This window comes from Nocardioides panacisoli (genome assembly GCF_019448235.1).
Taxonomy (GTDB): Bacteria; Actinomycetota; Actinomycetes; order Propionibacteriales; family Nocardioidaceae; genus Nocardioides; species Nocardioides panacisoli_A.
Genome location: NZ_CP080409.1, coordinates 1,884,343 through 1,908,242, shown reverse-complemented (window position 1 = coordinate 1,908,242; position 23,900 = coordinate 1,884,343). Strand labels below are relative to the sequence as shown.

Genomic DNA, 23,900 nt, shown 5'->3' with positions numbered 1-23,900 from the left:
GGCTGAGGGTGACATGAGTACGCCGAAGCCACTCCCGGGATTCGACCACCTCACGCCCGTCGCGGAGGAGCCGCGCACCACGCGCCGGGGGCCGAGTCGCGAGGAGCTGCTGGAGGGGCTGAACGACCCCCAGCGCGAGGCGGTCCAGCACGCGGGTGCACCGCTGCTCGTCGTCGCCGGCGCCGGGTCGGGCAAGACCCGCGTGCTCACGCGTCGCATCGCCTGGCTGATCTCCGAGCGTGGCGCCCACCCGGGCTCGATCCTGGCCATCACCTTCACCAACAAGGCGGCCGCGGAGATGAAGGACCGGGTCACCGACCTGGTCGGCAACCGCGCCCGGATCATGTGGGTCAGCACCTTCCACTCCGCGTGCGTGCGGATCCTGCGCAAGGAGGTCGCGCACCTCGGGCACGAGCGGCTGAAGTCGAACTTCTCCATCTACGACGCCCAGGACCAGAAGCGACTCATCGCGCTCGTGCTGCGCGACCTGGACCTCGACCCGCGCCGCTTCCAGCCGGGACCGGTCCTGGGCTGGATCAGCAACCACAAGAACGAGCTGCGCGACCCCGCCGAGGCGCGCGCCGAGGCCCGCACGGGCAGCGACGAGGCCTACGTGGCGGCGTACGAGCTCTACCAGCGGCGGCTGCGCGAGGCGAACGCGCTGGACTTCGACGACCTCATCTCCGAGACGGTGCGACTCTTCGCCGAGCACCCCGACGTGCGCGAGACCTACCGGCGTCGGTTCCGCCACGTGCTGGTCGACGAGTACCAGGACACCAACCACGCGCAGTACGCCCTCGTGCACCAGCTGTGCGGACAGAGCCTCGAGGAGGTCCCGACCGGGGATCCGTCGGCGGTCGAGCCGGCCCGGACGACGGAGCCCGCCGAGCTGATGGTGGTCGGGGACGCCGACCAGTCGATCTATGCCTTCCGTGGTGCCGACATCCGCAACATCCTCGACTTCGAGCAGGACTTCCCCGACGCCCGGACTCTGCTGCTGGAGCAGAACTACCGGTCGACGCAGACGATCCTGACCGCGGCCAACGCGGTGATCGGCAACAACACCGGCCGCAAGGACAAGCGGCTCTGGTCCGACTCCGGTGAGGGGGAGCGGATCGTCGGCTACGTCTCCGACGACGAGCACGACGAGGCGCGGTTCGTCTCCGACACCATCGACCAGCTCACCGACGACGGTGTGCGGCCGGGCGACGTCGCGGTCTTCTACCGCACCAACGCCCAGTCCCGGGTGTTCGAGGAGATCTTCATCCGCACCGGCCTGCCCTACAAGGTCATCGGTGGGGTGCGCTTCTACGAGCGGCGGGAGATCCGCGACGCGCTGGCCTACCTGCGGGTGCTGGTCAACCCCGACGACCAGGTGTCGTTGCGCCGGATCCTCAACACGCCGCGGCGCGGCATCGGTGATCGTGCGGTTGCCGCCGTCAGCGAGCTCGCCGAGCGGGAGCAGCTCACCTTCTTCGAGGCGCTGCAGCGCGCCGAGGAGGCACCCGGGCTGGCCACGCGGTCGCAGAAGAGCATCGCGGCCTTCGTGGCACTGGTCTCCGAGCTCCAGTCCATGGTCGCGGCGGGGGAGCGGCCCGACGTGGTGCTGGAGTCGGTGCTGGACCGCTCGGGCTACCTCCGCTCACTCGAGGAGTCCGACGACCCCCAGGACGAGACCCGGGTGGAGAACCTCGGCGAGCTGGTGGCCGTGGCACGGGAGTTCGCCGAGGAGCCGGTGGCCGGCCCGTCGGCGGACCCCGCGGATCCCGACGACACCGTGGCCGGCACCGAGACGCCCGGACTGGCCGACTTCCTGGAGCGGGTCGCGCTCGTCGCCGATGCCGACCAGCTGCCCGACGTCCCCGAGGACGCCGAGGAGCCCGACGCCGGGGTCGTCACGCTGATGACGCTGCACACCGCGAAGGGGCTGGAGTTCCCCGTCGTCTTCCTGACCGGCCTGGAGGACGGCATCTTCCCGCACTCGCGGGCGCTGGGTGACCGTCCGGAGCTGGAGGAGGAGCGGCGGCTGGCCTACGTCGGCATCACGCGAGCGCGCCAGCGGCTCTATGCCACGCGCGCGATCGTGCGGTCCGCGTGGGGCGCTCCCGCCCACAACCCCGCCTCACGCTTCCTCGCCGAGCTGCCCATCGACCTGGTGGACTGGCGCCGGACCGAGGCCGACCAGACCCGCTGGTCCCGCCCCGCGATGCGCGGCGGTGGCGGCGACGCCGCAGGCGGGACGACCCGGCTCGGTGCGCCGACCGCGGCCGGGCGGCGCAACTTCTCCAGCGCGGCAGCGCGCGCGGATGCCGCGTCCAAGGCCAAGCAGTCGCGCCCGATCCCGTCGCTGGAGCCCGGGGACAAGGTCACCCACGACAGCTTCGGCCTCGGCACGGTCGTCGCCGTGGAGGGTCGGGCGGAGAAGTCGGTCGCCTCGATCGACTTCGGCTCCGAGGGCGTCAAGCGGCTCCTGCTGCGCTACGCGCCGGTCGAGAAGCTGTAGCCGGAGGGCCGGCTCGCGTCGGTCGCTGCGCTCGCTCGGAGGTTCGGGTCAGGGCTGGACGCCGTTGACCACGAGCGCGCGGTAGGGGTCGACCGGGTCGCCGCCGCCGGGACGGACCTCGAGGTGGAGGTGGGAGCCGGTCGAGTTGCCGGTCGAGCCGACGTAGCCGATGACCTCGCCGGAGCGGACCTCGTCGCCGGTGCTGACGCCGTACGACGACTGGTGGGCGTACCACAGCTCGGTGCCGTCCTCGAGCGTCACGACCGTCTTGTTGCCGTAGGAGCCGTCGTAGCCGGCCTCGGTGACGGTGCCACCGGCGACGGCGCGGATCGGCGTGCCGTACGGCGCGGCGAAGTCGAGGCCGGTGTGGGCGCTGGACCACAGGCCGTACTCGCCGAAGGTGGCGGTCAGCCGGTAGCTGGTCAGCGGCGTCACCCACGCGTTCTTGGCGATCTCGCCGGCCTCCTCCTGGGCGGCCTCGGCGAGCTGGCCCAGCCGGGCCTCGCGCTCGGCGGCCTGCTCCTCGGCCTTGGCGACCAGGTCGTCACCCTCGGCCTCGCGGCCGCCGTTGCGACTGATGACCTCGCCGCGGTCGAGCTCGCCGAGCGTGCCGGCGCTGTTGCTGCCCAGCAGGGCGCTCGGCGCGGAGAGGCGCACCTCGTTGGAGGTGGTGGTGATGTCGGGAGCGGTCACGACGCCGCCGGCCGCGACGGCCAGCACGGTGACGCCGACGGCGGCACGCAGCGAGGGCAGGAACGGCAGGGGAGTGCGGGCACGGCCGACGTGCTTGAGAGCGCGGCGCTTGCCGCCTGCGGCGCTGACGACGGGGATCTCCGCGGTGACGGTGGGGACCTCACCGGTGTCGGTGGTGTGGTGCTCGCTCGTGGGGGCGGGGGCTCGGTCGGCCCGGCGGGCGCGCGAGGTGCTGCGCTGATCCGCTCGGTGGCTTCCCATGCTGTCTCCGTTGCTCGACGTGCTGGCCGGGCGCTTCCCCGCGAGATGACTCCGTGGTGGCGTGTCAGCGAAGCGCAAGTGACGAACGTACGGGGATCGCACCCCATGACGAAATCGCCCACGCCTGCAACTGTGAACGCAACCACACGATCCGCACGGTTCCGCGGCACTGTCACCGCCCCGAAGGCTAGGGCATGAGAGGGAGATCACGCACATCGGGGGTCCGGTGGAGCCCTGCGGCCGATCCGGTCTAGGGTGCCCGAGGATGGGCTGTCGCTCGTCGGCCGGCCACCCGCCAGAGCCCGTACCCGAACCAAGAGGACGAATTCAGTGGACCTGATGGAGTATCAGGCGAAGCAGCTCTTCGCCAAGCATGGTGTCCCGGTCACCGAGGGCATCGTCGCCACCACCCCGGAGGACGCCAAGGCCGCCGCCGAGAAGCTCGGCGTCGTGGTCGTCAAGGCCCAGGTCAAGGCCGGTGGCCGTGGCAAGGCCGGCGGCGTGAAGCTCGCGAAGACGCCCGACGAGGCGTTCGAGCACGCCAGCAACATCCTCGGCATGGACATCAAGGGCCACACCGTGGGCCGGGTCCTGATCGCTCCGGGCGCGAGCATCGAGGAGGAGTACTACTTCTCCTTCCTGCTGGACCGCTCCAACCGTCGGTACCTCTGCATCGCCTCCGTCGAGGGCGGCGTCGAGATCGAGGAGGTCGCCAAGACCAACCCCGACGCCGTGAAGCAGATCCCGATCGACCCGGGTGCCGGCGTCGACGAGGCCAAGGCCCGCGAGATCGTCGCCGAGGCCGCCTTCCCCGAGGTGCTCACCGAGCAGGCCGTCGAGACGGTGCTGACGCTGTGGAAGACCTTCGTGGAGGAGGACGCCACGCTCGTCGAGGTCAACCCGCTGGCCCGTCTGGAGGGCGACAAGCTCGAGGCCCTGGACGGCAAGGTGTCGCTGGACGAGAACGCCTCCGAGGTCCGCCACGAGGACCACGCGTCGTTCGAGATCCGCGAGGAGGCCGACCCCCTGGAGTCCAAGGCCAAGGACAAGGGCCTCAACTACGTCAAGCTCGACGGTCAGGTCGGCATCATCGGCAACGGCGCCGGGCTGGTCATGTCCACGCTCGACGTCGTCGCGTACGCCGGTGAGAAGCACGGCGACGTGAAGCCGGCGAACTTCCTCGACATCGGTGGCGGCGCCAACGCGCAGGTCATGGCCGACGGCCTCGACGTCATCCTGAACGACCCGCAGGTGAAGTCGGTCTTCGTCAACGTGTTCGGCGGCATCACCGCCTGCAACGAGGTCGCCGACGGCATCGTCGGCGCGCTCGACATCCTCGGCGACGAGGCCACCAAGCCGCTCGTCGTACGTCTCGACGGCAACGCCGTCGAGGAGGGCCGGCGCATCCTGTCCGAGCGGAACCACCCGTTGGTCACCATGGCGGACACGATGGACGGCGCCGCTGACAAGGCCGCCGAGCTGGCGAACGGCTGAGGCGGAGGAGAGAACAAACTATGTCGATCTACCTGAACAAGGACTCCAAGCTCATCGTCCAGGGCATCACCGGCGGCATGGGTGCCAAGCACACCGCGCTGATGATGCAGGCCGGCTCCAACATCGTGGGTGGCGTCAACGCCCGCAAGGCCGGCACGACCGTCACCCACGCCGACAGCAACGGTGCCGACGTCGAGCTGCCCGTCTTCGGATCGGTGAAGGAGGCGATGGCTGAGACCGGCGCCGACGTGTCGGTGCTCTTCGTGCCGCCGGCCTTCACCAAGGACGCCTGCATCGAGGCCGTCGACGCCGGGATCGGCCTGATGGTGGTCATCACCGAGGGCGTGCCGGTGCAGGACACCGCCGAGGTGTGGTCCTACCTGCAGTCCGACGCCAACCACGCCGGCACGCGGATGATCGGCCCGAACTGCCCCGGCATCATCACGCCGGAGGAGTCGCTGGCCGGCATCACGCCGCACACCATCGCGGGCAAGGGCCCCATCGGCCTGGTGTCGAAGTCGGGCACGCTGACCTACCAGATGATGTACGAGCTGCGTGACTACGGCTTCTCCACCGCCATCGGCATCGGCGGCGACCCGGTCATCGGCACCACCCACATCGACGCGCTCGAGGCCTTCGAGAAGGACCCCGACACCAAGGCGATCGTGATGATCGGCGAGATCGGCGGCGACGCCGAGGAGCGCGCCGCGGCGTACATCAAGGACAACGTGACCAAGCCGGTCGTCGGCTACGTCGCGGGCTTCACCGCCCCCGAGGGCAAGACCATGGGCCACGCCGGCGCCATCGTGTCGGGCTCCTCGGGCACCGCGGCCGCCAAGCAGGAGGCCCTCGAGGCCGTCGGCGTGAAGGTCGGCAAGACGCCGTCCGCGACCGCCGAGCTGATGCGGGAGATCCTCAAGGACCTCTGATCCCGCGTTGGTCGCGCCTGTCCGGACCAGCAGCCACGCAGGGCCCGCTCCCGTCGGGGGCGGGCCCTGCGTGCGTCTCAGCAGCCGTCGGCGGCGAAGACACACATCTCCGCCGAGAGCGGGTCGGTGATCGCGTAGAGCTCCTCGATGGCGATCGGCACGGTCGAGGAGAGCTCCCACTCGCCGTAGGAGTCCACGGCCAGCACGGCGTTGCCGACCTGGACCAGGTGGTAGACGTCGCCGCCGAGGGCGGTGGAGAACGTGCGCGAGAGCACGAGGAAACCGTCGGCGCCGCGGGGTGGCCGGTTGTCCGGGTGGGCGGTCCAGACCTGTTCCTCCTTGTCCGCGCACCGCTCGGCATCGGCCTCGAGGGCCTCCAGGACGCCGGCCGCGGTTTCCTCGTCCGGGAACAGGACCAGTTCGCGCGAGTCGGCGAACTCCGGGCCGGTGGCCGCCGCTGCCAGGCGGTCCACGAACGGCGCCGGCCAGTCGGCCTTGCCGTCCCCGGCACCGGGACAGATGTTGAACGGGTTGACGCCCATCGCGTCGGGCCCGGGGCCGTTGATCGGATCCCCTTCCGGCGAGGTCAGGTCGCGGTCGACGGGGAAGTCCGCCGGGATGTCGAGTCGCCATTCGGTGCCCGTGGGGCCGGCTCCATCGCTGGCCGTGGCCGAGCGTGCCACGCGGTCCAAGGCCGGGCCCAGCATGCGCTCGACCGGTGACGTGATCCCCCAGATCGGGTCGTAGTCCGCCGTGGGCATGTCGTGGGAGAGCACCGTCAGCCGGTCCCCGGTCACGGCGGCGCCGGTCACCAACGCGTGGTCGTTGAAGGCCTCGCCACCGGTCGGCCCGTCGAGGCGGTAGGTGGTGCGGGCCAGGACCGCGGACCCGTCCGCGACGTCGTCGGCGGCCGGCAGGTCACTCGTCGAGGTCCCGGAGGCACCCGCCGGCGTGCAGTCGGCGAGCCAGCCGCGGACCTCCTCCCGGGCCGCCGTCGCATCGGCGGCGGAGTCGAACTCGGCGATGACCTGCGTCAGCGAGTGGACCTCCAGGCTCCACGTCCGCTGGAACACCGCTCCGGCACCGAGATCGGCGAAGGAGGACTCCTGGCACGCGTTGGCGACCGCCTGGCCGTCGCCCGCGAAGGTCTCGCCGACCTGCCACTGCTCGTTGAGGTCGAACTCGGTCTCGGCGTCGGTCATCAGGTCCGACCGGCTGATGCTCGGCGCGCCGCCCGTGGTGGTGGGAGCCGCAGGATCGACCTGCCCGGCGTCGTCGCCACCGGTCAGGATCGCGAGCGGAGCGACGACCGCGACCACGGCCAGCGCGGTCGCTCCGGTGAGCCCCACCGTCCGGCGGCGGCGCAGCCGGTCACCGCGACGACGTACGGCGGCAGCCGACGGCATCGGTGCGTCGGGCATCGCGTCGCGCAGGTGCTGCATGTGCTCGATGGGGTCAGGCATGGTTGATTCCTCCTGCGATGCCACCGGACGGATCGTCGGTGAGCAGGGCGGCGAGTGCGGTGCGCCCGCGGCTCAGGCGGGCCTTGACGGTGCCCTCCGGGGCGCCGACCTCGACAGCGACGCGGTGGACCGGGAGGTCGGCGATGTGGTGCAGGACGAGCGCCTCGCGTTGCGCCGGCGGCAGTTGCCGCAGCGCCGCGACCAGCGCGACGTGCGTCTCGTCCACCTCGCGCGTGGCGAGCGCACCCCCCACGGCGCGGTCCGGTGCCCCACGGTCCCGGCGCCGCCGGCGCCATCGGCTGATGGCCAGCCGGTGGGCCGTCGTACGCACCCACGCCTCGGGGTACTCGGCACGGTCCAGCTTGCGACGGTGCGACCAGGCCCGGGCGAACGCCTCCTGCACGCAGTCCGCGGCCTCCTCCGCGTCCCCGATGAGCGCGTAGACCTGGGTGGTGACCCGGCGGAACGACGCAGCGTAGAACTCGTCGAACTCCTGCTCGTCCACGGCGCCCCCTGAGATCGCTGTCCTCACCATGCTCTACGCGACAGCAGGGTCAACGGTTGCAGGCGTGCCCGATCGAGCCGTGGATTCCTTGCGATTCGAACACGTGTTCGATACCATCGGAAGATGTCGCCCAGCACCGCTCCCGCCTCGTCGGCCGCCGAGGTCGCCGACGCTGCGGTGCGGCTCGCGCGATCGGCGGCAGAGATCGAGGCCGGCGACCTGCCCGCCGCGGCCGCGGACGTGGCGCGTGCCCGGGCGGCGCTCGACGCGGTGCTGGTGACGCTGGCCGACCGCCTGGAGGACACCGGTGCCGCCCAGGACCTGGGGTGGGCCGGCGCGAAGGAGTTGCTGACCCACGTGACCGGTGGTCACAAGGGCGCCGGCGGTGGACTGGTCCGCACCGCGCGGCAGACGCGTGAGCTTCCCGAGGTGCGCAGTGCGCTGTCCGCCGGTGACATCTCGTTGGCGCAGGCCCGCGTGATCGGCAACCGGGTCGCGACCCTGCCGCGCGACCCCGAGTTCCGCGCCACGGCGGCGAGCACGATGCTCGACCGCGTCGCGCAGCACGGGTACGACGCGACCGACCTCGACCGTGCGATGCCCGGCGTCGTGGCCGAGCTGGACCCCGACGGGCGCCTGCTGGGTGGTGAGCGCGACAAGGAGCTGACCGAGCGCGGCGCCCACCGCGCGCGCCACCTCGCCTTCAGCGCCGACGGCCTGGGCGGGGTCCGCATCCGGGGCTACGCCACCGCCGAGGAGGCCGAGCTGGTCAAGACCGCGCTGATGCCGTTGGCCGCGCCGCGGCCGACGGACTCCGGTGCCTGCGGCGGTGAGCCCGGCACGATCGGCCAGCGCGACCGAGAGGGCCGGCGCGTCGGTCGCAATTGCCCCGATCCCACCTGTGCCCACGACGGTCGCGATCCCCGCGATGCCGGCGTACGGCTCTGGGACGCCCTGGTCGAGGCCGCCGGTCGACTCGTCGCCGCCGATTCCGTGCCGCAGACCCATGGCACGGCTGCGCGCGTCGTGGTCACCATGCGGTACGACGACCTGCGCGAGCAGCTCGCCGCCACATCGACATGCCGCGGCGAGGGCCGACTGGCCGGCGGCGACTCACTGTCGGTGGGAGCCGTGCGCCGGCTGGCGTGCGACGCCGAGATCCTCCCGGCCGTCCTCGGCAGCCGCGGCCAGGTCCTCGACGTCGGGCGGACCCAGCGGCTCGTCACCACCGCGATCTGGCACGCGTTGGTGCTGCGGGACCAGCACTGCGCCTTCCCCGGCTGCACCCGCCTACCGATCGCCTGCGATGCCCACCACGTCGTGCACTGGGCCGACGGTGGCGCCACCTCGCTGGCCAACCTGGTCCTGCTCTGCCGTGCGCACCACACCGTGGTCCACGAGACCCCCTGGCAGATCCGCATAGACCCCTCGTCCCACCGGCCCGTCTGGATCCCACCACCGCGGGTCGACGACAGCGGGCGCTTCACCTACCTGCCGCCCCGGGCGCCGCCGCCGACGTACGCCGCGTGAGCGGCCGGGGTCAGCGCTTCTTCTGGTAGCCGGGCAGCTCGTCCAGCCGCTCCAGGGCACGCTCGGCGAGGCCGACGAAGTTGCCGTCTCTCATCTGGGCGCGGGGCACCGAGACGAACAGCAGCGCCGAGACCGAGGTCCCGTCGCGCAGGATCGCGATGTCGTAGGTCAGCACCTGGTCGTCGGGGAGCTCGGTGCGCAGCTGCCACGCCGTGATCGAGCGGTCGCCGTTGTCGCGGCGGAGCAACTGGCGGACCTTCGTGCCGGCGCCCGCGTCGGAGTCCGGGCACTCCGCGATCTTGCCGCGGACGTCGCCGACGAACTGGCTCGCGCGCTTTGCCGGCAGTGACGCCACCGCCTGGGTCAGGCCGAACTCGACCGGGAGGTTGGCCTCGGGCAGCACGAACGATCGCAGCGCACCGTGACGGTAGCCCGCCCCCTTGAACTTGCCGGCCAGGCCCACCGTGGAACAGCTCACGACGCCGATCTCACCGCTCTCGGCAGTCAGCGCCGACACCGGCGGACCCACCCACGTCCCGGTGTCCCGCCCTGCCGGCGGGAGGTCCCAGGTGGAGAGCAGCGCGGGATTCTCACCGGCCGGGAACGGCGGCACCTCCGAGAGTGCAGCGTCACCGGCGCACTTGCCCGCCGCGGGCAACTTGCACATCCGCTGCACCGCCGACCCCACGAGGTCGGCCACGGCGTCCCGGTTGGTCCGCATCGCCAATGCCGCCGTCTCCAGTGACACCGCAGTGACCAGTCGCCCGGTGCGCGCCATGGCAGTGGCGTAGGTGACGCCGGTCTGGTCGTTGCGCAGCAGGAACAGGTGCGCCTGGTTGCCGACGTCCTCGATGTCGAAGGTCGCGACGAGGCGGTGCTGCGGCAGGTTCTGGCCCTCGTTCGACTCCGGGGCACAGCCCGCCATCCAGTCACGCAGACGGCGGTAGGACGTCCGCGCCGAATCCTGGTCGGCCGACGCCTCGGCGACCTGGATCACGCGCCGGGTCTCGTCGTTGCCGCGCGGCCCGTCGCGGAAGGTGCGCACCCACGCCGCCTCGCCGTCGGGGTCGACGTAGCGCGCCTGTTGGCATGCCAGCACCCGACCGTCTCCGTCGGAGTTGTCCTTGGTCGACCGCTCCTTCCAGCCGCGTCCGCCGAGCGAGGTCTGGACGGGACCAGCCGGCAGCAACTCGGTGTCCGGGAGCGTGACTTGCGGATCGGCCACCACGCCGTTGCTGGGACGCTCCACCTGGCGGTCCAACGTGGGGCGTACGCCGGAGGAGTCGCCCACGGCCATGCCCGCCACGACCAGGGTGGCCGCCACCGCCACGGCACCGGCCACCGTGTGGGCGCGGCGCCGGGCTCCGCCCGCCCGCGTGATGATGCTGCTGCGGGGCCACCGCACCGTGCGGGTCGCCGAGGAGAGGGACGCGAGGGCCTGCGGGATCTCCGCGGTGTCGATCGCCCGGACGCGGGCGAAGTCGGCCGCGCCGGTGCCGAGTTCGCGCGACGCCGCCTCGAGTGGCAACGCCACCTCGCGGGCGGCGGCCTGCAGCGACGTGCCGGCCAGCTGGGTGAGCAGCAGCACCTTGCGCTGCACGAGCGACAGGTCCGCCAGCCCGTCCAGTACCGCATTCGCCTCGGCGTCGAAGTCCTGGTCACGGCGCCAACGGCGGGCCGTCGCGCGACGCAGTGCGTGGCGCCAGGCCGTGGTCCGCACCGTGGACTCGGGATCGGTCGCGCGGGCCGTCTTGGGCCAGTGGTGCCACGCCACGACGAACGCGTCACGTACGCCGCTGCGCGACGCCGTGAGGTCACCGGTGAGCGCGAAGGTCTGCAGCAGCAGCCGGTCGCGGGTGAGCCGGTAGAACTCGTCGAACTCCGCGGCGGGGTCGCGGGAGGTGGGGGCGTCGCTCATGTCGCTCCTACGGTATCCGGCGCGGCGTGGCGGCCACGAGGAGCGGTCCCCAACCGCGATGATGAAACGGTCATGACGCTGCTGCATCCGCCCCGATCGTCGGCGACGTCGTCCAGCACGGAGGCCGACGTACGCCGCCGCCTCGCGACCCGCCGCCCGCTCGTCCCGACGGCCACCCTCGGTGGCGCGATCGCAGCTGCCGGACCGCTCCTGGTGCTGCTCGCCGTCGGTGTCGTGGGGTGGTTCCTCACCGACGCCGGCACCCACGGCAGCCCCAGCGGCGCGCTCCGCGTGGGTGCCTCGGGGTGGCTGCTCGCGCACGGCTCCGGCATCACCATCGAGGGCGTGCGCATCACCGCGGTGCCGCTCGGGCTCACCCTGCTCGCCGCCTGGTCGGTGTGGCGGGTGGGGCACCGGGTGGGGGAGTCGATCGCCGACCACGGTCCCGACGCCGGTCGGATCCAGGACGGCGAACGTGACTGGACCGTGCCGACCGCGGCCCTGCTGTTCGTCACCGGCTACGTCCTGGTCACCGTGCTCACCGCCACCCTCACCTCGACCGCCGCGACCGTGCCCAGCACGCCGCGTGCCGTCGGCTGGTCGCTGCTGCTGACCACGCTCGTGGGCCTCCCCGCCATCGCCGCGGGGAGTGGTCGGGCGGCCGTGTGGGTCACACTGCTGCCGCCCTCAGTGCGGGCAGCAGCAGCGGTGTGCCGGAGCCTGCTGGTCACCTGGCTGGTGTTCGCGACGCTGGCGTGGGTCGTGGCCCTCGTGGCCGACTTCGCCACCGCCGCCAACATCGTCTCCCAGCTCGACACCGGCGCCGGTGACGCCGCGCTGGTCTCCGCCCTCTCGCTGACCGCTGCTCCCAACGCCACGCTGTGGTCCAGCGCCTACCTGCTCGGCCCCGGGTTCACGCTCGGGACCGGCACGGTCGTCGGGCCGGCCGCGGTCGTCCTCGGCCCGCTCCCGCTCTTCCCGCTCCTCGCCGCGCTGCCGGCCGCCGGGTTGGGCGACACCGTCGCCGTGCTGGTGATGGGCACCCCGGCCGTCGTCGCCGCCCTCGCCGCCGCGCGCGCCCACCGACGCCTGCCCGCGGTCACCTGGGACCGGGCAGCGGTCCGCGGAGGCGTCGGCGGCATCCTCGCCGGCTTCCTGCTGGGTTGGCTGACCTCGCTCTCGGGCGGTGCCGTGGGCCCGGGGCGCCTGCAGGCGGTCGGCCCGTTCTCGGCGGAGGTGCTGCTCCACGCCGTCGCGGCACTCGGCATCGGGGGCCTGGTCGGCGCGCTCGGGGCCTGGTGGTGGACCGAGCACGGGGCGCGCATCCCGGGGCTGGGTCGCCTCCGGGCGGCGCGGCGTACGCCCTAGACTCGCCGCGTGCCTGACCGTCCCGCGCGCCTCGTCGTGCTCGTCTCCGGCTCGGGCACGAATCTCCAGGCCCTGCTCGACGCGACCGCCGACCCGGCGTACGGCGCCGAGGTGGTGGCCGTCGGCGCCGACCGTGACGACATCGAGGGGCTCGCCCGCGCCGAACGCGTCGGGGTGCCGACCTTCGTCGAGCGGGTCCGCGACCACGACGACCGGGCCGGCTGGGACCGCACCCTCGCGGACCGGGTCGCCGACCATGAGCCGGACCTCGTGGTGCTCGCGGGGTTCATGAAACTGGTGGGGGAGGACTTCCTGGCCCGGTTCGGCGGCCGCACGGTCAACACCCACCCCGCCCTGTCTCCGGCCTTCCCGGGGATGCACGGCCCGCGCGACGCCCTGGAGTACGGCGTGAAGGTCACCGGCTGCACCCTCTTCGTCGTCGACGCCGGCGTCGACACCGGCGCGATCGTGGCGCAGGAGACCGTCGGTGTCGCCGACGACGACACCGTCGAGACGCTGCACGAGCGGATCAAGGTCGTCGAGCGCGCCCTGCTCGTCGACAGCGTGGGCCGGATGGCCCGTGAGGGCTGGACCGTGGACGGCCGCCGGGTTCGGCTGGGAGGCTGAACGCCGCTACGCTGAGGGCACACGACTGGCGCGGGTGGAGCAACCACCGGGGAGTGCGAGAGTCGGCATCGTCCGCCTGGGTGCCCTCATCTGGTTCGACGCCCGACCGATGAGAGTGAGCGCCCCGTGAGTGACCCGGCCACCCCTGTTGACACCCCTGCTGGCACTGTCGACGCCGTCCCGATCAAGCGAGCCCTGGTCTCGGTCTTCGACAAGACCGGTCTCGCCGACCTCGCCCGCGGCCTCCACGACGCCGGAGTGGAGCTGGTCTCCACCGGGGGCTCGGCGAAGCTCATCGAGGAGCTCGGCCTGCCGGTGTCGAAGGTGGAGGACCTGACCGGGTTCCCCGAGTGCCTCGACGGCCGGGTCAAGACGCTGCACCCCCGGGTGCACGCGGGCATCCTCGCCGACCGTCGCCTGCCTGCCCACGTGGCGCAGCTCGACGAGCTCGACGTCGCACCGTTCGACCTCGTCGTGGTCAACCTCTACCCGTTCGCCGACACCGTCGCCTCCGGCGCCGGCGTGCAGGACTGCATCGAGAAGATCGACATCGGTGGCCCCTCGATGGTGCGCGCGGCCGCCAAGAACCACGCATCGGTCGCGATCGTCACCGACGGTGCCGACTACGGCCGGGCACTCGAGGCAGCGCGCGGCGACGGCTTCACCCTCGCCGAGCGCGAGCACCTGGCCGCCAAGGCGTTCGTCCACACCGCCACCTACGACGTGCAGGTGGCCTCGTGGATGGGCAACGTGCTCACCGACACCTCCGACGGCAGCGGCTTCCCCGCCTGGGTCGGGGCGACCTGGGACCGGGCCGCCGGCCTGCGGTACGGCGAGAACCCCCACCAGCCGGCAGCGCTCTACACCACCGGGTCCGGGCCCGCCGGTCTCGCCGGCGCCGAGCAGCTGCACGGCAAGGAGATGTCCTACAACAACTACGTCGACACCGACGCGGCGCGACGCGCGGCGTACGACTTCGCCGAGCCGGCGGTGGCGATCATCAAGCACGCCAACCCGTGCGGCATCGCGGTCGGCACCGAGGGCGGCGACATCGCCGAGGTGCACGGCCGCGCCCACGAGTGCGACCCGGTCTCCGCGTTCGGTGGTGTGATCGCCGTCAACCGTCCGGTGACCGTCGCGATGGCCGAGCAGGTCGCCGAGATCTTCACCGAGGTCATCGTGGCGCCGGGCTACGACGACGGCGCCGTCGAGGTGTTGATGGGCAAGAAGAACATCCGCATCCTCCGCGCCGAGGCGCCGCCGGAGTCCACGCCCGTGGAGACACGGCCGATCAGTGGGGGACTGCTGATGCAGCACGTGGACCGTTTCCAGGCCGAGGGCGACGACCCCGCCTCGTGGACGCTCGCCACCGGCGAGGCCGCCGACGAGGCGACGCTCGCCGACCTCGCCTTCGCCTGGCGGGCCTGCCGGGCGGCGAAGTCCAACGCGATCCTGCTCGCCGCGGGCGGCGGCTCGGTCGGCATCGGCATGGGCCAGGTCAACCGGGTCGACTCCTGCCGGCTGGCCGTCGAGCGCGCCGGCGAGCGCGCGACGGGTGCGGTCGCCGCCTCGGACGCGTTCTTCCCGTTCCCCGACGGCCCGCAGATCCTGCTCGACGCCGGTGTCCGCGCCATCGTCCAGCCCGGCGGGTCGGTCCGTGACGAGGAGACGATCGCCGCCTGCGAGGCGGCCGGCGTCACGATGTACTTCACCGGCACCCGGCATTTCGCCCACTGACACTCTGAAAGGATGAGCGCGTGACGGCGCAGAGGCTCGACGGCAAGGCGACGGCAGCAGCGATCAAGGACGAGCTGCGCGGACGCATCGAGAAGCTCGCCGAGCAGGGCATCACGCCCGGGCTCGGCACGGTGCTGGTCGGTGACGACCCGGGCTCGCGGTGGTACGTCGGCGGCAAGCACAAGGACTGCGCCGAGGTCGGCATCTCCTCGCTGCGCATCGACCTCCCCGAGACCGCCAGCCAGGCCGAGATCGAGCAGGCGGTGGCCGACCTGAACGCCGACCCCGCCTGCACCGGCTACATCGTCCAGCTGCCGCTGCCCCGGGGGCGCGACGAGAACCGGGTGCTCGGGCTGATCGATCCGGCCAAGGACGCCGACGGCCTGCACCCCACCAACCTGGGCTGGCTGGTGCTCGGCACCGAGGCCCCGTTGCCGTGCACGCCCTACGGCATCGTGGAGATCCTGCGCCGCCACGACGTGCCGATCGCCGGCGCGGAGGTCGTCGTGATCGGCCGCGGCGTCACGGTGGGACGCCCGCTGGGCCTGCTGCTGACCCGCCGCAGCGAGAACGCGACCGTGACCCTGTGCCACACCGGCACCGTCGACCTCGCCACGCACGTCGCCAAGGCCGACATCGTGGTGGCCGCCGCCGGCGTACCCGGCATCATCACCGGCGACATGGTCAAGCCGGGGGCCGCGGTGCTCGACGTCGGCGTCTCGCGCGTGGACGGCAAGATCGCCGGCGACGTGGCCGAGGACGTCTGGGAGACCGCCGGATGGGTCTCGCCCAACCCCGGCGGTGTCGGCCCGATGACGCGCGCGATGCTGCTGGCCAACGTCGTCGCGATCGCGGAGCAGAACGCGGCGGCCGCGTCGGCGTGAGCGAGGACCCCTTCGCCCAGCCGCGGCGCTACCCGTCGACGATCGGCGGCGTCTGCTACCTGGTGATGCTGGCCGTGACACTCACCGGGATCGCCCTCACGGCCTTCGTCGACTGGCGCATCGGGGTCCGGGTGGTCGCGGGCTCCCTGCTGGGCCTCGCCGTGCTGCGTGGGCTGATGCCCACCCACGAGGCCGGGATGCTCGCGGTGCGCAGCCGACCGGTGGACGTCGGGCTGCTCACCGTCGTCGGCGCCCTGCTGATCTTCCTGGCCGGCACCATCCCCGAGCAGCCGGCGCTCCCACTCGCGCCGTAGCGCCCGGACGCACGACGGGGCCGCCCCCCCGGAGGGGACGGCCCCGTGCAGCGAGGGGGACGGACTCAGATGAGTCCGAGCTCGGTCACCGTGTCGCGCTCCTCGACCAGCTCGGCGTTGGAGGCGTCGATGCGGCTGCGGGAGAACTCGTTGATCTCCAGGCCCTGCACGATCTCCCAGTCGCCACCGGAGGTGGTGACGGGGTAGGAGGTCACGATGCCCTCGGGGGCGCCGTAGGAGCCGTCCGAGAGCACCGCCATGGAGACCCAGTCACCGTCGGCGGAGCCGTAGAGCCAGTCGCGGGCGGCGTCGACGGTGGCCGATGCGGCCGAGGCGGCCGAGGAGGAGCCGCGCGCGTCGATGATGGCCGCACCGCGCTTGGCGACGGTGGGGATGAAGTCGTCGGCGACCCAGGCCTCGTCGTTCACGACCTCGGCAGCGTTCCGGCCACCGATCTCGGCGTGGAAGACGTCGGGGTACTGGGTGGCGGAGTGGTTGCCCCAGATCGTCATCTTCTTGATGTCGGTCACCGGCGAGCCGGTCTTGGTCGCCAGCTGCGAGATGGCCCGGTTGTGGTCGAGGCGGGTCAGTGCCGAGAACCGCTCCGAGGGGATGTCGGGGGCGTTGCGCAGCGCGATGAGCGCGTTGGTGTTGGCCGGGTTGCCGGTCACGCCGATGCGGACGTCGTCAGCGGCGACCTTGTTCAGCGCCTTGCCCTGCTCGGTGAAGATCGCGCCGTTGGCCTCGAGGAGGTCACCGCGCTCCATGCCCGGGCCGCGCGGACGTGCGCCCACGAGCAGGGCCAGGTTGACGCCGTCGAAGACCTTCTCGGCGTCGTCGCCGATCTCGACACCGGCCAGGTTCGGGAAGGCGCAGTCGTCGAGCTCCATGACGACGCCCTCGAGGGCCTTCAGGGCCGGGGTGATCTCGAGCAGGCGCAGCTCGATGGGTCGGTCGCCGGCCAGCGCACCGCTGGCGAGGCGGAACAGGAGGCTGTAGCCGATCTGACCGGCGGCTCCGGTCACGGCCACCTTCAGGGGCGTGTCGCTCACGAGTTCTCCTTCGTGTCTCCGCGGTGGGGTCGCAATCTGCTGGTGACGCTAGCAGCGCCCGGGCCCCGCGCGGCACTCGGCCACGGGTGGGGGACCATGGACGCATGGTCCGTCGTGGTGCCCGTCGACACCTGGTGTCAGCCCCCCTGCTCGCCCTCGGCATCACCGTGGCCGGATGCTCGGCCTCGGCACCGAGCCCGCCGACCGGCGTCGACACCCTCGAGATCCCGACGCCGAGCCCCGAGCCGGCGGACTTCGTCGCCGAGGTCGACAACCGCTGGCTCCCGCTGCCCGTCGGTGCCGAGTGGGTGTACGCCGTCACCGGCGAGCCGTCGTCCTACCAGGTGCGCGTGACGGTCTCGGAGGGGCCGGAGGTGCTCGGCGTGGCCACGACCGCGGTGAGGACCGAGCCGCTGGTGGGGGAGGACGAGCTGGTCACCACGACGCCCGGGACCGACTGGTACGCCCAGGACATCGAGGGCAACGTGTGGTGGTTCGGCAGCGAGGACGGCTGGCGGGCCGGCGAGGCCGGCGCCGAGGCGGGCCTGGTGATGGCGGCCGAGCCGCGCTTCGGTGACGGCTACCGGATGGCGGTCGCCGGCGGACTCGACGTACGGGCCGAGGTGACCGGTGTCGACGGTGCCGGCACGGTGGAGCTGGAGGTGTACCGGGGGGAGAACTCCCGCACCGAGGAGTACGCCGCGGGCATCGGCCTGCAGTCCTGGTCCAGCACCGGTGTCGGCACCTCGGGATCGCTGCAGCGCAGTGATCTGGACGGCTGACCGGGCGGATGGAAGGCTGGCGGAGTTGCGCGGCGGCCTGCCGCGTGAGATATCTTGACGTCGAGACACAATGACAGCATCAGAGTCGCAGACTGAGCAGACTGAGGAGAGCCGGAACGTGGCCACGGACGCATCCAGCATCATCTACACCCACACCGACGAGGCGCCGCTGCTGGCGACGTACTCCTTCCTGCCCATCGTCGAGGCCTACGCCAAGAAGGCCGGCGTCTCGATGGAGACCCGCGACATCTCGCTGTCCGCGCGTATCCTCGCCGCCTTCGACCTCGCGCCCGACGCGCTGGCCGAGCTGGGTGAGCTCGCCGGGGACCCGGCGGCGAACATCATCAAGCTGCCCAACATCTCCGCCTCGGTGCCGCAGCTCAAGGGCGCCATCGCCGAGCTGCAGCAGCAGGGGTACGACGTCCCGAAGTTCCCGGAGAACCCCTCCACCCCGGAGGAGGAGCAGGTCCGCGCCACCTACGGCACGGTGCTCGGCTCCGCGGTCAACCCCGTGCTGCGCCAAGGCAACTCCGACCGCCGCGCCCCCGGCTCGGTCAAGGCCTACGCCAAGGCCCACCCGCACTCGATGGGCGAGTGGTCCAAGGACTCGAAGACCAACGTCGCGACCATGGGCGAGCACGACTTCCGTTCCAACGAGCAGTCGGTCGTCATGGCCTCCGACGACACGCTGCGGATCGAGCACCAGGCCGCCGACGGCACCGTCACCGTCCTCAAGGACGGCCTGAAGGTGCTCGCCGGTGAGGTCATCGACGGCACCTTCATGAGCGCCTCGGCGCTGCGGTCGTTCCTCGCCGACCAGATCGAGCGCGCCAAGCGCGAGGACGTGCTGTTCTCGCTGCACATGAAGGCCACGATGATGAAGGTCTCCGACCCGATCATTTTCGGTCACGCCGTGCGCACCCTGCTCGGCCCGGTCTTCGACCAGTACGGCGACCAGATCGCCGCCGCCGACGTCTCGCCCAACGATGGCCTCGGCTGGATCCTCGAGGCCACCGAGCGCCTCGAGAACGGTGCGGAGATCAAGGCCGCCGTCGACGAGGCCCTCGCGGCCGGACCGCGTCTCGCGATGGTCGACTCCGGCAAGGGCATCACCAACTTCCACGTGCCCTCCGACGTCATCATCGACGCCTCCATGCCCGCGATGATCCGCATCGGCGGCAAGATGTGGGGCGCCGACGACGACACCCACGACACCCTCGCGGTGATCCCGGACTCCTCCTACGCCGGCGTCTACCAGGCCGTCATCGACGACTGCCGCGAGCACGGCGCCTACGACCCGACGCAGATGGGCACCGTCCCCAACGTCGGCCTGATGGCACAGAAGGCCGAGGAGTACGGCTCCCACGACAAGACCTTCGAGGCGCCCTCGGACGGCACCGTCCGCATCGTCGACGGTGCGGGGGAGACCCTGATCGAGCACGCCGTCGAGGCCGGTGACATCTGGCGCGCCTGCCAGACCAAGGACGAGCCGATCCGCGACTGGGTCAAGCTCGCCGTCACCCGTGCCCGCGCCACCGGCTCGCCGGCGGTGTTCTGGCTCGACGAGACCCGTGCCCACGACGCCAACCTGATCGCCAAGGTGCAGCAGTACCTCCCCGAGCACGACACCGACGGGCTCACCATCGAGATCATGGCGCCGGCCGAGGCCTGCAGCTACTCGCTGCAGCGCATCCGCAAGGGCGAGGACACCATCTCGGTCACCGGCAACGTGCTGCGTGACTACAACACCGACCTGTTCCCGATCCTCGAGGTCGGTACGTCGGCCAAGATGCTCTCGATCGTCCCGCTGATGGCCGGCGGTGGCCTCTTCGAGACCGGTGCCGGTGGCTCCGCGCCCAAGCACGTGCAGCAGCTGCTGGAGCAGAACTACCTGCGCTGGGACAGCCTGGGCGAGTTCTTCGCGCTGGCCGCCAGCTTCGACCACCTCGGCGACGTGGCCGACAACGCGTCCGCACGGGTGCTGGGGGCGACGCTGGACAAGGCGACCGAGACCTTCCTCAACGAGGACAAGTCCCCGACGCGTCGCATCGGCGGCATCGACAACCGCGGCTCGCACTTCTACCTGGCGATGTACTGGGCCCAGGAGCTCGCCGCGCAGACCGAGGACACCGAGCTCGCGGCCGCCTTCAAGCCCTACGCCGAGAAGCTGGTCGCCGCCGAGCAGCAGATCGTGGAGGAGCTCGCGGCCGTGCAGGGCTCGCCCGCCGACGTGGGTGGCTACTACCGCCCCGACGACGACAAGGCGGCTGCGGTCATGCGGCCGAGCTCGACCTTCAACGACGCGCTCGACGCACTCTGAGGCAGGTGTGCCCCCGCGGGGGCACACCCACGCCGTTGATCAGCGCACGCGGACGACGAAGGTCCGCTGCACCTGCCGTCCCGTCCGGTCGATGCCACGCAGCGTGATCTTGGTCCTGGTGCGTTGCTTGCCGCGGCCCTTGATGACGATCCGGTCCCCCTTGGTCGTGCGCCACAGGCCTCGGGGGAGGCTGCCCCGGACCTTGAGCCACCGGACCTGCCCGTGGGCGCCGTCGGTGCGGATGACGGCCTTGAACCATCGGCCGCGCTGGGCCACCGGCAGCCAGGCGCGGGTCGTGTAGCGGAACCTCGGCTCGACGGTGATCACGATCCGCGCGGTGCCGTGCACGACGGCGTCGCCGGTGCCGGAGGTGACGAGCACCTGGGGGCGCCAGGTGCCCGCGGACCTGGGGGTGCCGAACAGGTAGCCGCGGCGGCCGATCCCCATGCCCGGGGGCAGGGATCCCCCGACCACCTCCCAGGCGTAGGTGCCGTCACCTCCCGAGGCCTCGAGCCGGGTGCTGGTGCGGGCGCCCGCGAAGGCGGTCCGTGTCTGCCGCCGGACGTCGACCGGGTCGGGTTCGGCGGTGGCCCGGTCGGTGACCGTGACGGTGTAGGCGCCCAGCGAGCCGTAGTCGCTGTAGGCCAGCCCGGAGCCGTCGTTGCCGGTGCCCTCGACGGTGAGCACCCAGGTGCCGCCCGCGGTCGGCAGGGTGCCGGACCAGGAGGCGCCCAGCCCGGACGCGGTGCTCGCGGAGGTCCAGGTGACCTGCGGGTCGACCTCGGCGAGCCGGCGGCCGGTGGCGTCGCTGACGGTGAGCGCGACGTCGAGGTCGCTGTGGGCGGGGACGGCGACCTCGACCTCGGCCGTCCCGGCGCCGGTGAAGGTGAAGGCGTCGACGTCGTCGCTGCTCGAGACCAGCCCGGCCGCGGGCTCCCCGGCGGCGAGTTCGGTGGCGGCGGCGCCCTCGGCGCTGTCGGCGTGGTCGTCGGCGCGCTCGGGGACGACATCGGTGATGAGGGCGATGTCGTCCTCGGTGTTGTCGGCGTCGGCGTACTCGCCGCGGGAGAACTGGGTGACGGGCTGGTAGTAGCCGACGCCCATGATCGGCGCCCACGGGTCGGAACCGTCGTAGTAGGCGGTGCTGGTCGTCCCGTCGTGGAGCAGGCCGAGGTTGTGCCCGACCTCGTGGGAGGTGGCCTCGCCGATGCTCTTGCCGTTGGGGCCGGTGCCGCCGGCGAACACCCAGGCCGGCTGGTAGAAGCCGTGGCCGTAGTCGATGTCGAACACGTCGACGTAGGCGACGCCGCCGCAGTCGCAATCGTCGTAGATCGGGTTCCCGGGGCCGTTGGTGATCATGACGTGGGAGCCGTAGGTGTCGTCGGTCTCGTCGCTGCGGGTGAGTGCGTCCTGCCCGGGCCACTGGGTGGTGACGTTGACGTCGAAGGCGGCGTAGTCCGCCGCCACGACGGACCAGGTGTCCTGGATGTCGCGGAGCTCGGCGTCGGTGAAGTTCGCGTCGGTCGTGCCGCCGTCGTCGTAGGGGGTGACGTCGATGCGCTCCGTGCCGGTGCCGTTCCAGGCGGTGCCGGTGACCGTGCCGCCGTCGAAGTCGAGGTAGATCGTGTGGTCCGAGCCGGGCAGCGAGTTCAACGTGAAGGTGTCCGCGTACGCCGCGACCGGCCCGGAAGCGGCGGCTGCGGCCTCCTGCGCGGCATCGGCGGCGGCGATGTCGGCGGGGTCCGCGGCCGGCTCGACGTAGTAGACCTTGCCGCACACGTCGAACCAGGCGGACGGATCCTCGGCCGCCTTCGCCACGTCAGCGGGGTTGCCGCGCGCCGCGGCGGCGAAGGCGGCGGGCTTCCTCCGCTCTGCGCGGGCCACCTGGGTCGGACCGGCGAAGAGGGTGGTGCACTCGGTGTCGCCGCGCGCTCCGGCACCGGCCGGGACGCCGGCGGCGGGCGCCACGGTGGCAGCCAGCGCGAGGGTGGTGACCACGGCCGCCAGTGGCGCGAGGACACGGCCGCCGATCGAGGTGCGGGTGGGGGAAGCAGTGAGGGGCACGGGCGGGTTCCTCGGAACGAGTCGGGTGCGCTGCGCGCACGGGGTCCGCTGGAGCGGGACGCTACCGGGCGGGCACGGGATCCGCAGACGATTCGCGCATCGTCATCGTCGGGCCCCGGCGAGACGACTCGCCCCTCGGGGAATGTCGCGCCCGGTCCACAGGTTGCAGACACACGTGAGCACCACGGCGACTCGGCGCGAGACCGACACCAGCGACCGGACCCGCGCCTCGTGGGCGATCTTCGCGCTCGCGGTCGGCGGCTTCACCATCGGCACCACCGAGTTCGTCGCGATGGGCGTCCTGCCCGAGATCGCGGCCGGCATCGAGGTGTCGGTCCCGACGGCGGGCCACGTCATCTCCGCCTACGCGCTGGGCGTCGTCGTCGGCGTCCCGATCCTGTCCTTCTTCGGGGCCGGGCTCCCGCGCCGTGCCCTCCTGCTGGGACTGATGGGGGCGTACGCCGCCTGCAACCTGCTCAGCGCCGTGGCGACGTCGTACGAGATGCTCGCGCTGGCGCGGTTCCTCGACGGCCTCCCGCACGGTGCGTATTTCGGTGTCGCCTCCCTGGTCGCGGCCAGCCTGGTCACCCCGGAGCGGCGCGGCCGCGCCGTCGCCGCGGTGATGCTGGGCCTCAGCGTCGCCAACGTGATCGGCGTCCCCGCCGCCACCTGGGTGGGGCAGCAGGTGGGCTGGCGCGCGTCCTACCTGCTGACCGCGGCCCTGGGCGTGCTGACGCTGGCGCTCGTCGCGGCGTTCGTCCCCTCGATCCCCGGCAACCCCGAGGCCACCGGTCGCAGCGAGGCGAAGTCGTTCTTCACCAACCCCCAGGTGTGGTTGACGATGGCCGCGGGCGCGGTGGGCTTCGGTGGCCTGTTCGCGGTGTACTCCTACATCTCGCCGACCGTCACCACGGTGGCCGGCCTGCCGTCCTCGGTGGTGCCGATCTTCGTGCTCGCGTTCGGTCTCGGCATGGTCGCCGGCACCTGGCTGGCCGGCGAGCTGGCCGCCTGGTCGGTGATGCGCTCCCTGCTCGGTGCCGCCGCCGGCACCATCCCGGTGATGGGCGCGTTCTGGCTGCTCGCTCCGCTGGGGTGGGTCCTGCTCCCGGTCGTCTTCGCCGTCACCGCCATCGGGTCGGTCATGGTGGTCAACCTGCAGCTGCGGCTGATGGACGTCGCCGGTGACGCGGTCACCCTCGGCGCCGCGATGAACCACGCCGCGCTCAACGTCGCCAACGCCCTCGGCGCCTGGCTCGGTGGTGTCGTGATCGCCGCCGGCTTCGGCTACCGCTCGCCGGCCCTGGTCGGCGCCGCCCTCGCGGCCCTCGGCCTGGGCATCCTGCTGCTCTCCGCCGTCGTCCACCGGCGTGCGGGGCAGGCCCGGTGGGTGGGTCGCGAGCCCGTCGAGACCGCGTGACCGCGGCTCGTCCCTCGCAGCGCCGCCGGGCGGCGAAAA

The 23,900-nt window shown here is 72.2% G+C and carries 18 protein-coding genes and 1 riboswitch; of the genes, 12 read left to right on the top strand and 6 right to left on the bottom strand.

The genetic code is table 11. The features are described from left to right. Positions 1-13 precede the first annotated feature (13 nt). Complete coding sequence (gene pcrA, locus KUV85_RS09315) at positions 14-2,503, top strand: DNA helicase PcrA (protein ID WP_219959613.1); 2,490 nt, start codon at positions 14-16, stop codon at positions 2,501-2,503. Positions 2,504-2,551: 48 nt separating this feature from the next. Here pcrA and KUV85_RS09310 read toward each other — a convergent pair whose 3' ends face one another. After that, positions 2,552-3,457 (bottom strand): M23 family metallopeptidase, encoded by a 906-nt coding sequence (locus tag KUV85_RS09310; RefSeq protein ID WP_219959612.1) that lies wholly within the window; start codon positions 3,455-3,457, stop codon positions 2,552-2,554. Between the two features lie 330 nt (positions 3,458-3,787). Here KUV85_RS09310 and sucC point away from each other — a divergent pair, with 330 nt between their 5' ends. Together sucC and sucD are read left to right on the top strand one after the other, a co-directional pair. Further along, on the top strand, positions 3,788-4,951 hold the full coding sequence (sucC, locus tag KUV85_RS09305) for an ADP-forming succinate--CoA ligase subunit beta (protein WP_237690120.1): 1,164 nt from the start codon (positions 3,788-3,790) through the stop codon (positions 4,949-4,951). 20 nt (positions 4,952-4,971) lie between these two features. Next, entirely contained in the window at positions 4,972-5,880 is a 909-nt protein-coding gene (sucD, locus tag KUV85_RS09300) for a succinate--CoA ligase subunit alpha (protein WP_219959610.1), read from the top strand. 77 nt (positions 5,881-5,957) lie between these two features. Here sucD and KUV85_RS09295 read toward each other — a convergent pair whose 3' ends face one another. Together KUV85_RS09295 and KUV85_RS09290 are read right to left on the bottom strand one after the other, a co-directional pair. Next, positions 5,958-7,343: a hypothetical protein gene (locus tag KUV85_RS09295; RefSeq protein ID WP_219959609.1), complete on the bottom strand. Its 1,386-nt coding sequence runs from the start codon at positions 7,341-7,343 to the stop codon at positions 5,958-5,960. Then, positions 7,336-7,848, bottom strand: a complete 513-nt coding sequence (locus tag KUV85_RS09290; RefSeq protein WP_219959608.1) for an RNA polymerase sigma factor — start codon at positions 7,846-7,848, stop codon at positions 7,336-7,338. Before KUV85_RS09290 ends, KUV85_RS09295 begins: the two co-directional genes overlap by 8 nt. A 123-nt stretch (positions 7,849-7,971) precedes the next feature. Between KUV85_RS09290 and KUV85_RS09285 the strand changes: the two genes are divergently transcribed. Beyond that, on the top strand, positions 7,972-9,378 hold the full coding sequence (locus KUV85_RS09285) for an HNH endonuclease signature motif containing protein (protein WP_219959607.1): 1,407 nt from the start codon (positions 7,972-7,974) through the stop codon (positions 9,376-9,378). Positions 9,379-9,388: 10 nt separating this feature from the next. Here KUV85_RS09285 and KUV85_RS09280 read toward each other — a convergent pair whose 3' ends face one another. Further along, positions 9,389-11,296, bottom strand: coding sequence for a hypothetical protein (locus KUV85_RS09280; protein ID WP_219959606.1), 1,908 nt, complete (start codon positions 11,294-11,296; stop codon positions 9,389-9,391). A 72-nt stretch (positions 11,297-11,368) separates the two neighbouring features. Between KUV85_RS09280 and KUV85_RS09275 the strand changes: the two genes are divergently transcribed. From KUV85_RS09275 to KUV85_RS09255, 5 genes are all read left to right on the top strand, one after another. After that, on the top strand, positions 11,369-12,664 hold the full coding sequence (locus KUV85_RS09275; RefSeq protein ID WP_219959605.1) for a DUF6350 family protein: 1,296 nt from the start codon (positions 11,369-11,371) through the stop codon (positions 12,662-12,664). A gap of 9 nt (positions 12,665-12,673) precedes the next feature. Continuing rightward, positions 12,674-13,291 (top strand): phosphoribosylglycinamide formyltransferase, encoded by a 618-nt coding sequence (purN, locus tag KUV85_RS09270; protein WP_219959604.1) that lies wholly within the window; start codon positions 12,674-12,676, stop codon positions 13,289-13,291. Positions 13,292-13,302: 11 nt separating this feature from the next. Further along, positions 13,303-13,380, top strand: a riboswitch (ZMP/ZTP riboswitch). Positions 13,381-13,417: 37 nt separating this feature from the next. Next, on the top strand, positions 13,418-15,028 hold the full coding sequence (purH, locus tag KUV85_RS09265) for a bifunctional phosphoribosylaminoimidazolecarboxamide formyltransferase/IMP cyclohydrolase (protein WP_219959603.1): 1,611 nt from the start codon (positions 13,418-13,420) through the stop codon (positions 15,026-15,028). Between the two features lie 20 nt (positions 15,029-15,048). After that, positions 15,049-15,912, top strand: coding sequence for a bifunctional methylenetetrahydrofolate dehydrogenase/methenyltetrahydrofolate cyclohydrolase (locus tag KUV85_RS09260; RefSeq protein WP_219959602.1), 864 nt, complete (start codon positions 15,049-15,051; stop codon positions 15,910-15,912). Next, positions 15,909-16,226 (top strand): DUF3017 domain-containing protein, encoded by a 318-nt coding sequence (locus tag KUV85_RS09255; protein ID WP_219959601.1) that lies wholly within the window; start codon positions 15,909-15,911, stop codon positions 16,224-16,226. The genes KUV85_RS09260 and KUV85_RS09255 overlap by 4 nt, the downstream gene beginning before the upstream one ends. A gap of 65 nt (positions 16,227-16,291) precedes the next feature. On the opposite strand, the gene KUV85_RS09250 is transcribed toward KUV85_RS09255, so the two are convergent. Beyond that, positions 16,292-17,278 (bottom strand): malate dehydrogenase, encoded by a 987-nt coding sequence (locus KUV85_RS09250; RefSeq protein ID WP_219959600.1) that lies wholly within the window; start codon positions 17,276-17,278, stop codon positions 16,292-16,294. 104 nt (positions 17,279-17,382) lie between these two features. On the opposite strand from KUV85_RS09250, the gene KUV85_RS09245 reads away from it, so the two are divergent. Together KUV85_RS09245 and KUV85_RS09240 are read left to right on the top strand one after the other, a co-directional pair. Then, the gene (locus tag KUV85_RS09245) at positions 17,383-18,060 is read left to right on the top strand and encodes a hypothetical protein (protein ID WP_219959599.1); all 678 of its coding nucleotides are present in this window, start codon (positions 17,383-17,385) and stop codon (positions 18,058-18,060) included. 118 nt (positions 18,061-18,178) lie between these two features. Next, positions 18,179-20,380 carry an NADP-dependent isocitrate dehydrogenase gene (locus KUV85_RS09240; RefSeq protein WP_237690119.1) on the top strand — a complete coding sequence of 734 codons (2,202 nt, stop codon included), beginning with the start codon at positions 18,179-18,181 and terminating at the stop codon, positions 20,378-20,380. A gap of 39 nt (positions 20,381-20,419) precedes the next feature. Here KUV85_RS09240 and KUV85_RS09235 read toward each other — a convergent pair whose 3' ends face one another. Next, on the bottom strand, positions 20,420-22,444 hold the full coding sequence (locus tag KUV85_RS09235; protein WP_219959597.1) for a hypothetical protein: 2,025 nt from the start codon (positions 22,442-22,444) through the stop codon (positions 20,420-20,422). Between the two features lie 175 nt (positions 22,445-22,619). Between KUV85_RS09235 and KUV85_RS09230 the strand changes: the two genes are divergently transcribed. Beyond that, positions 22,620-23,861, top strand: a complete 1,242-nt coding sequence (locus KUV85_RS09230; RefSeq protein ID WP_219959596.1) for an MFS transporter — start codon at positions 22,620-22,622, stop codon at positions 23,859-23,861. Positions 23,862-23,900: the final 39 nt, after the last annotated feature.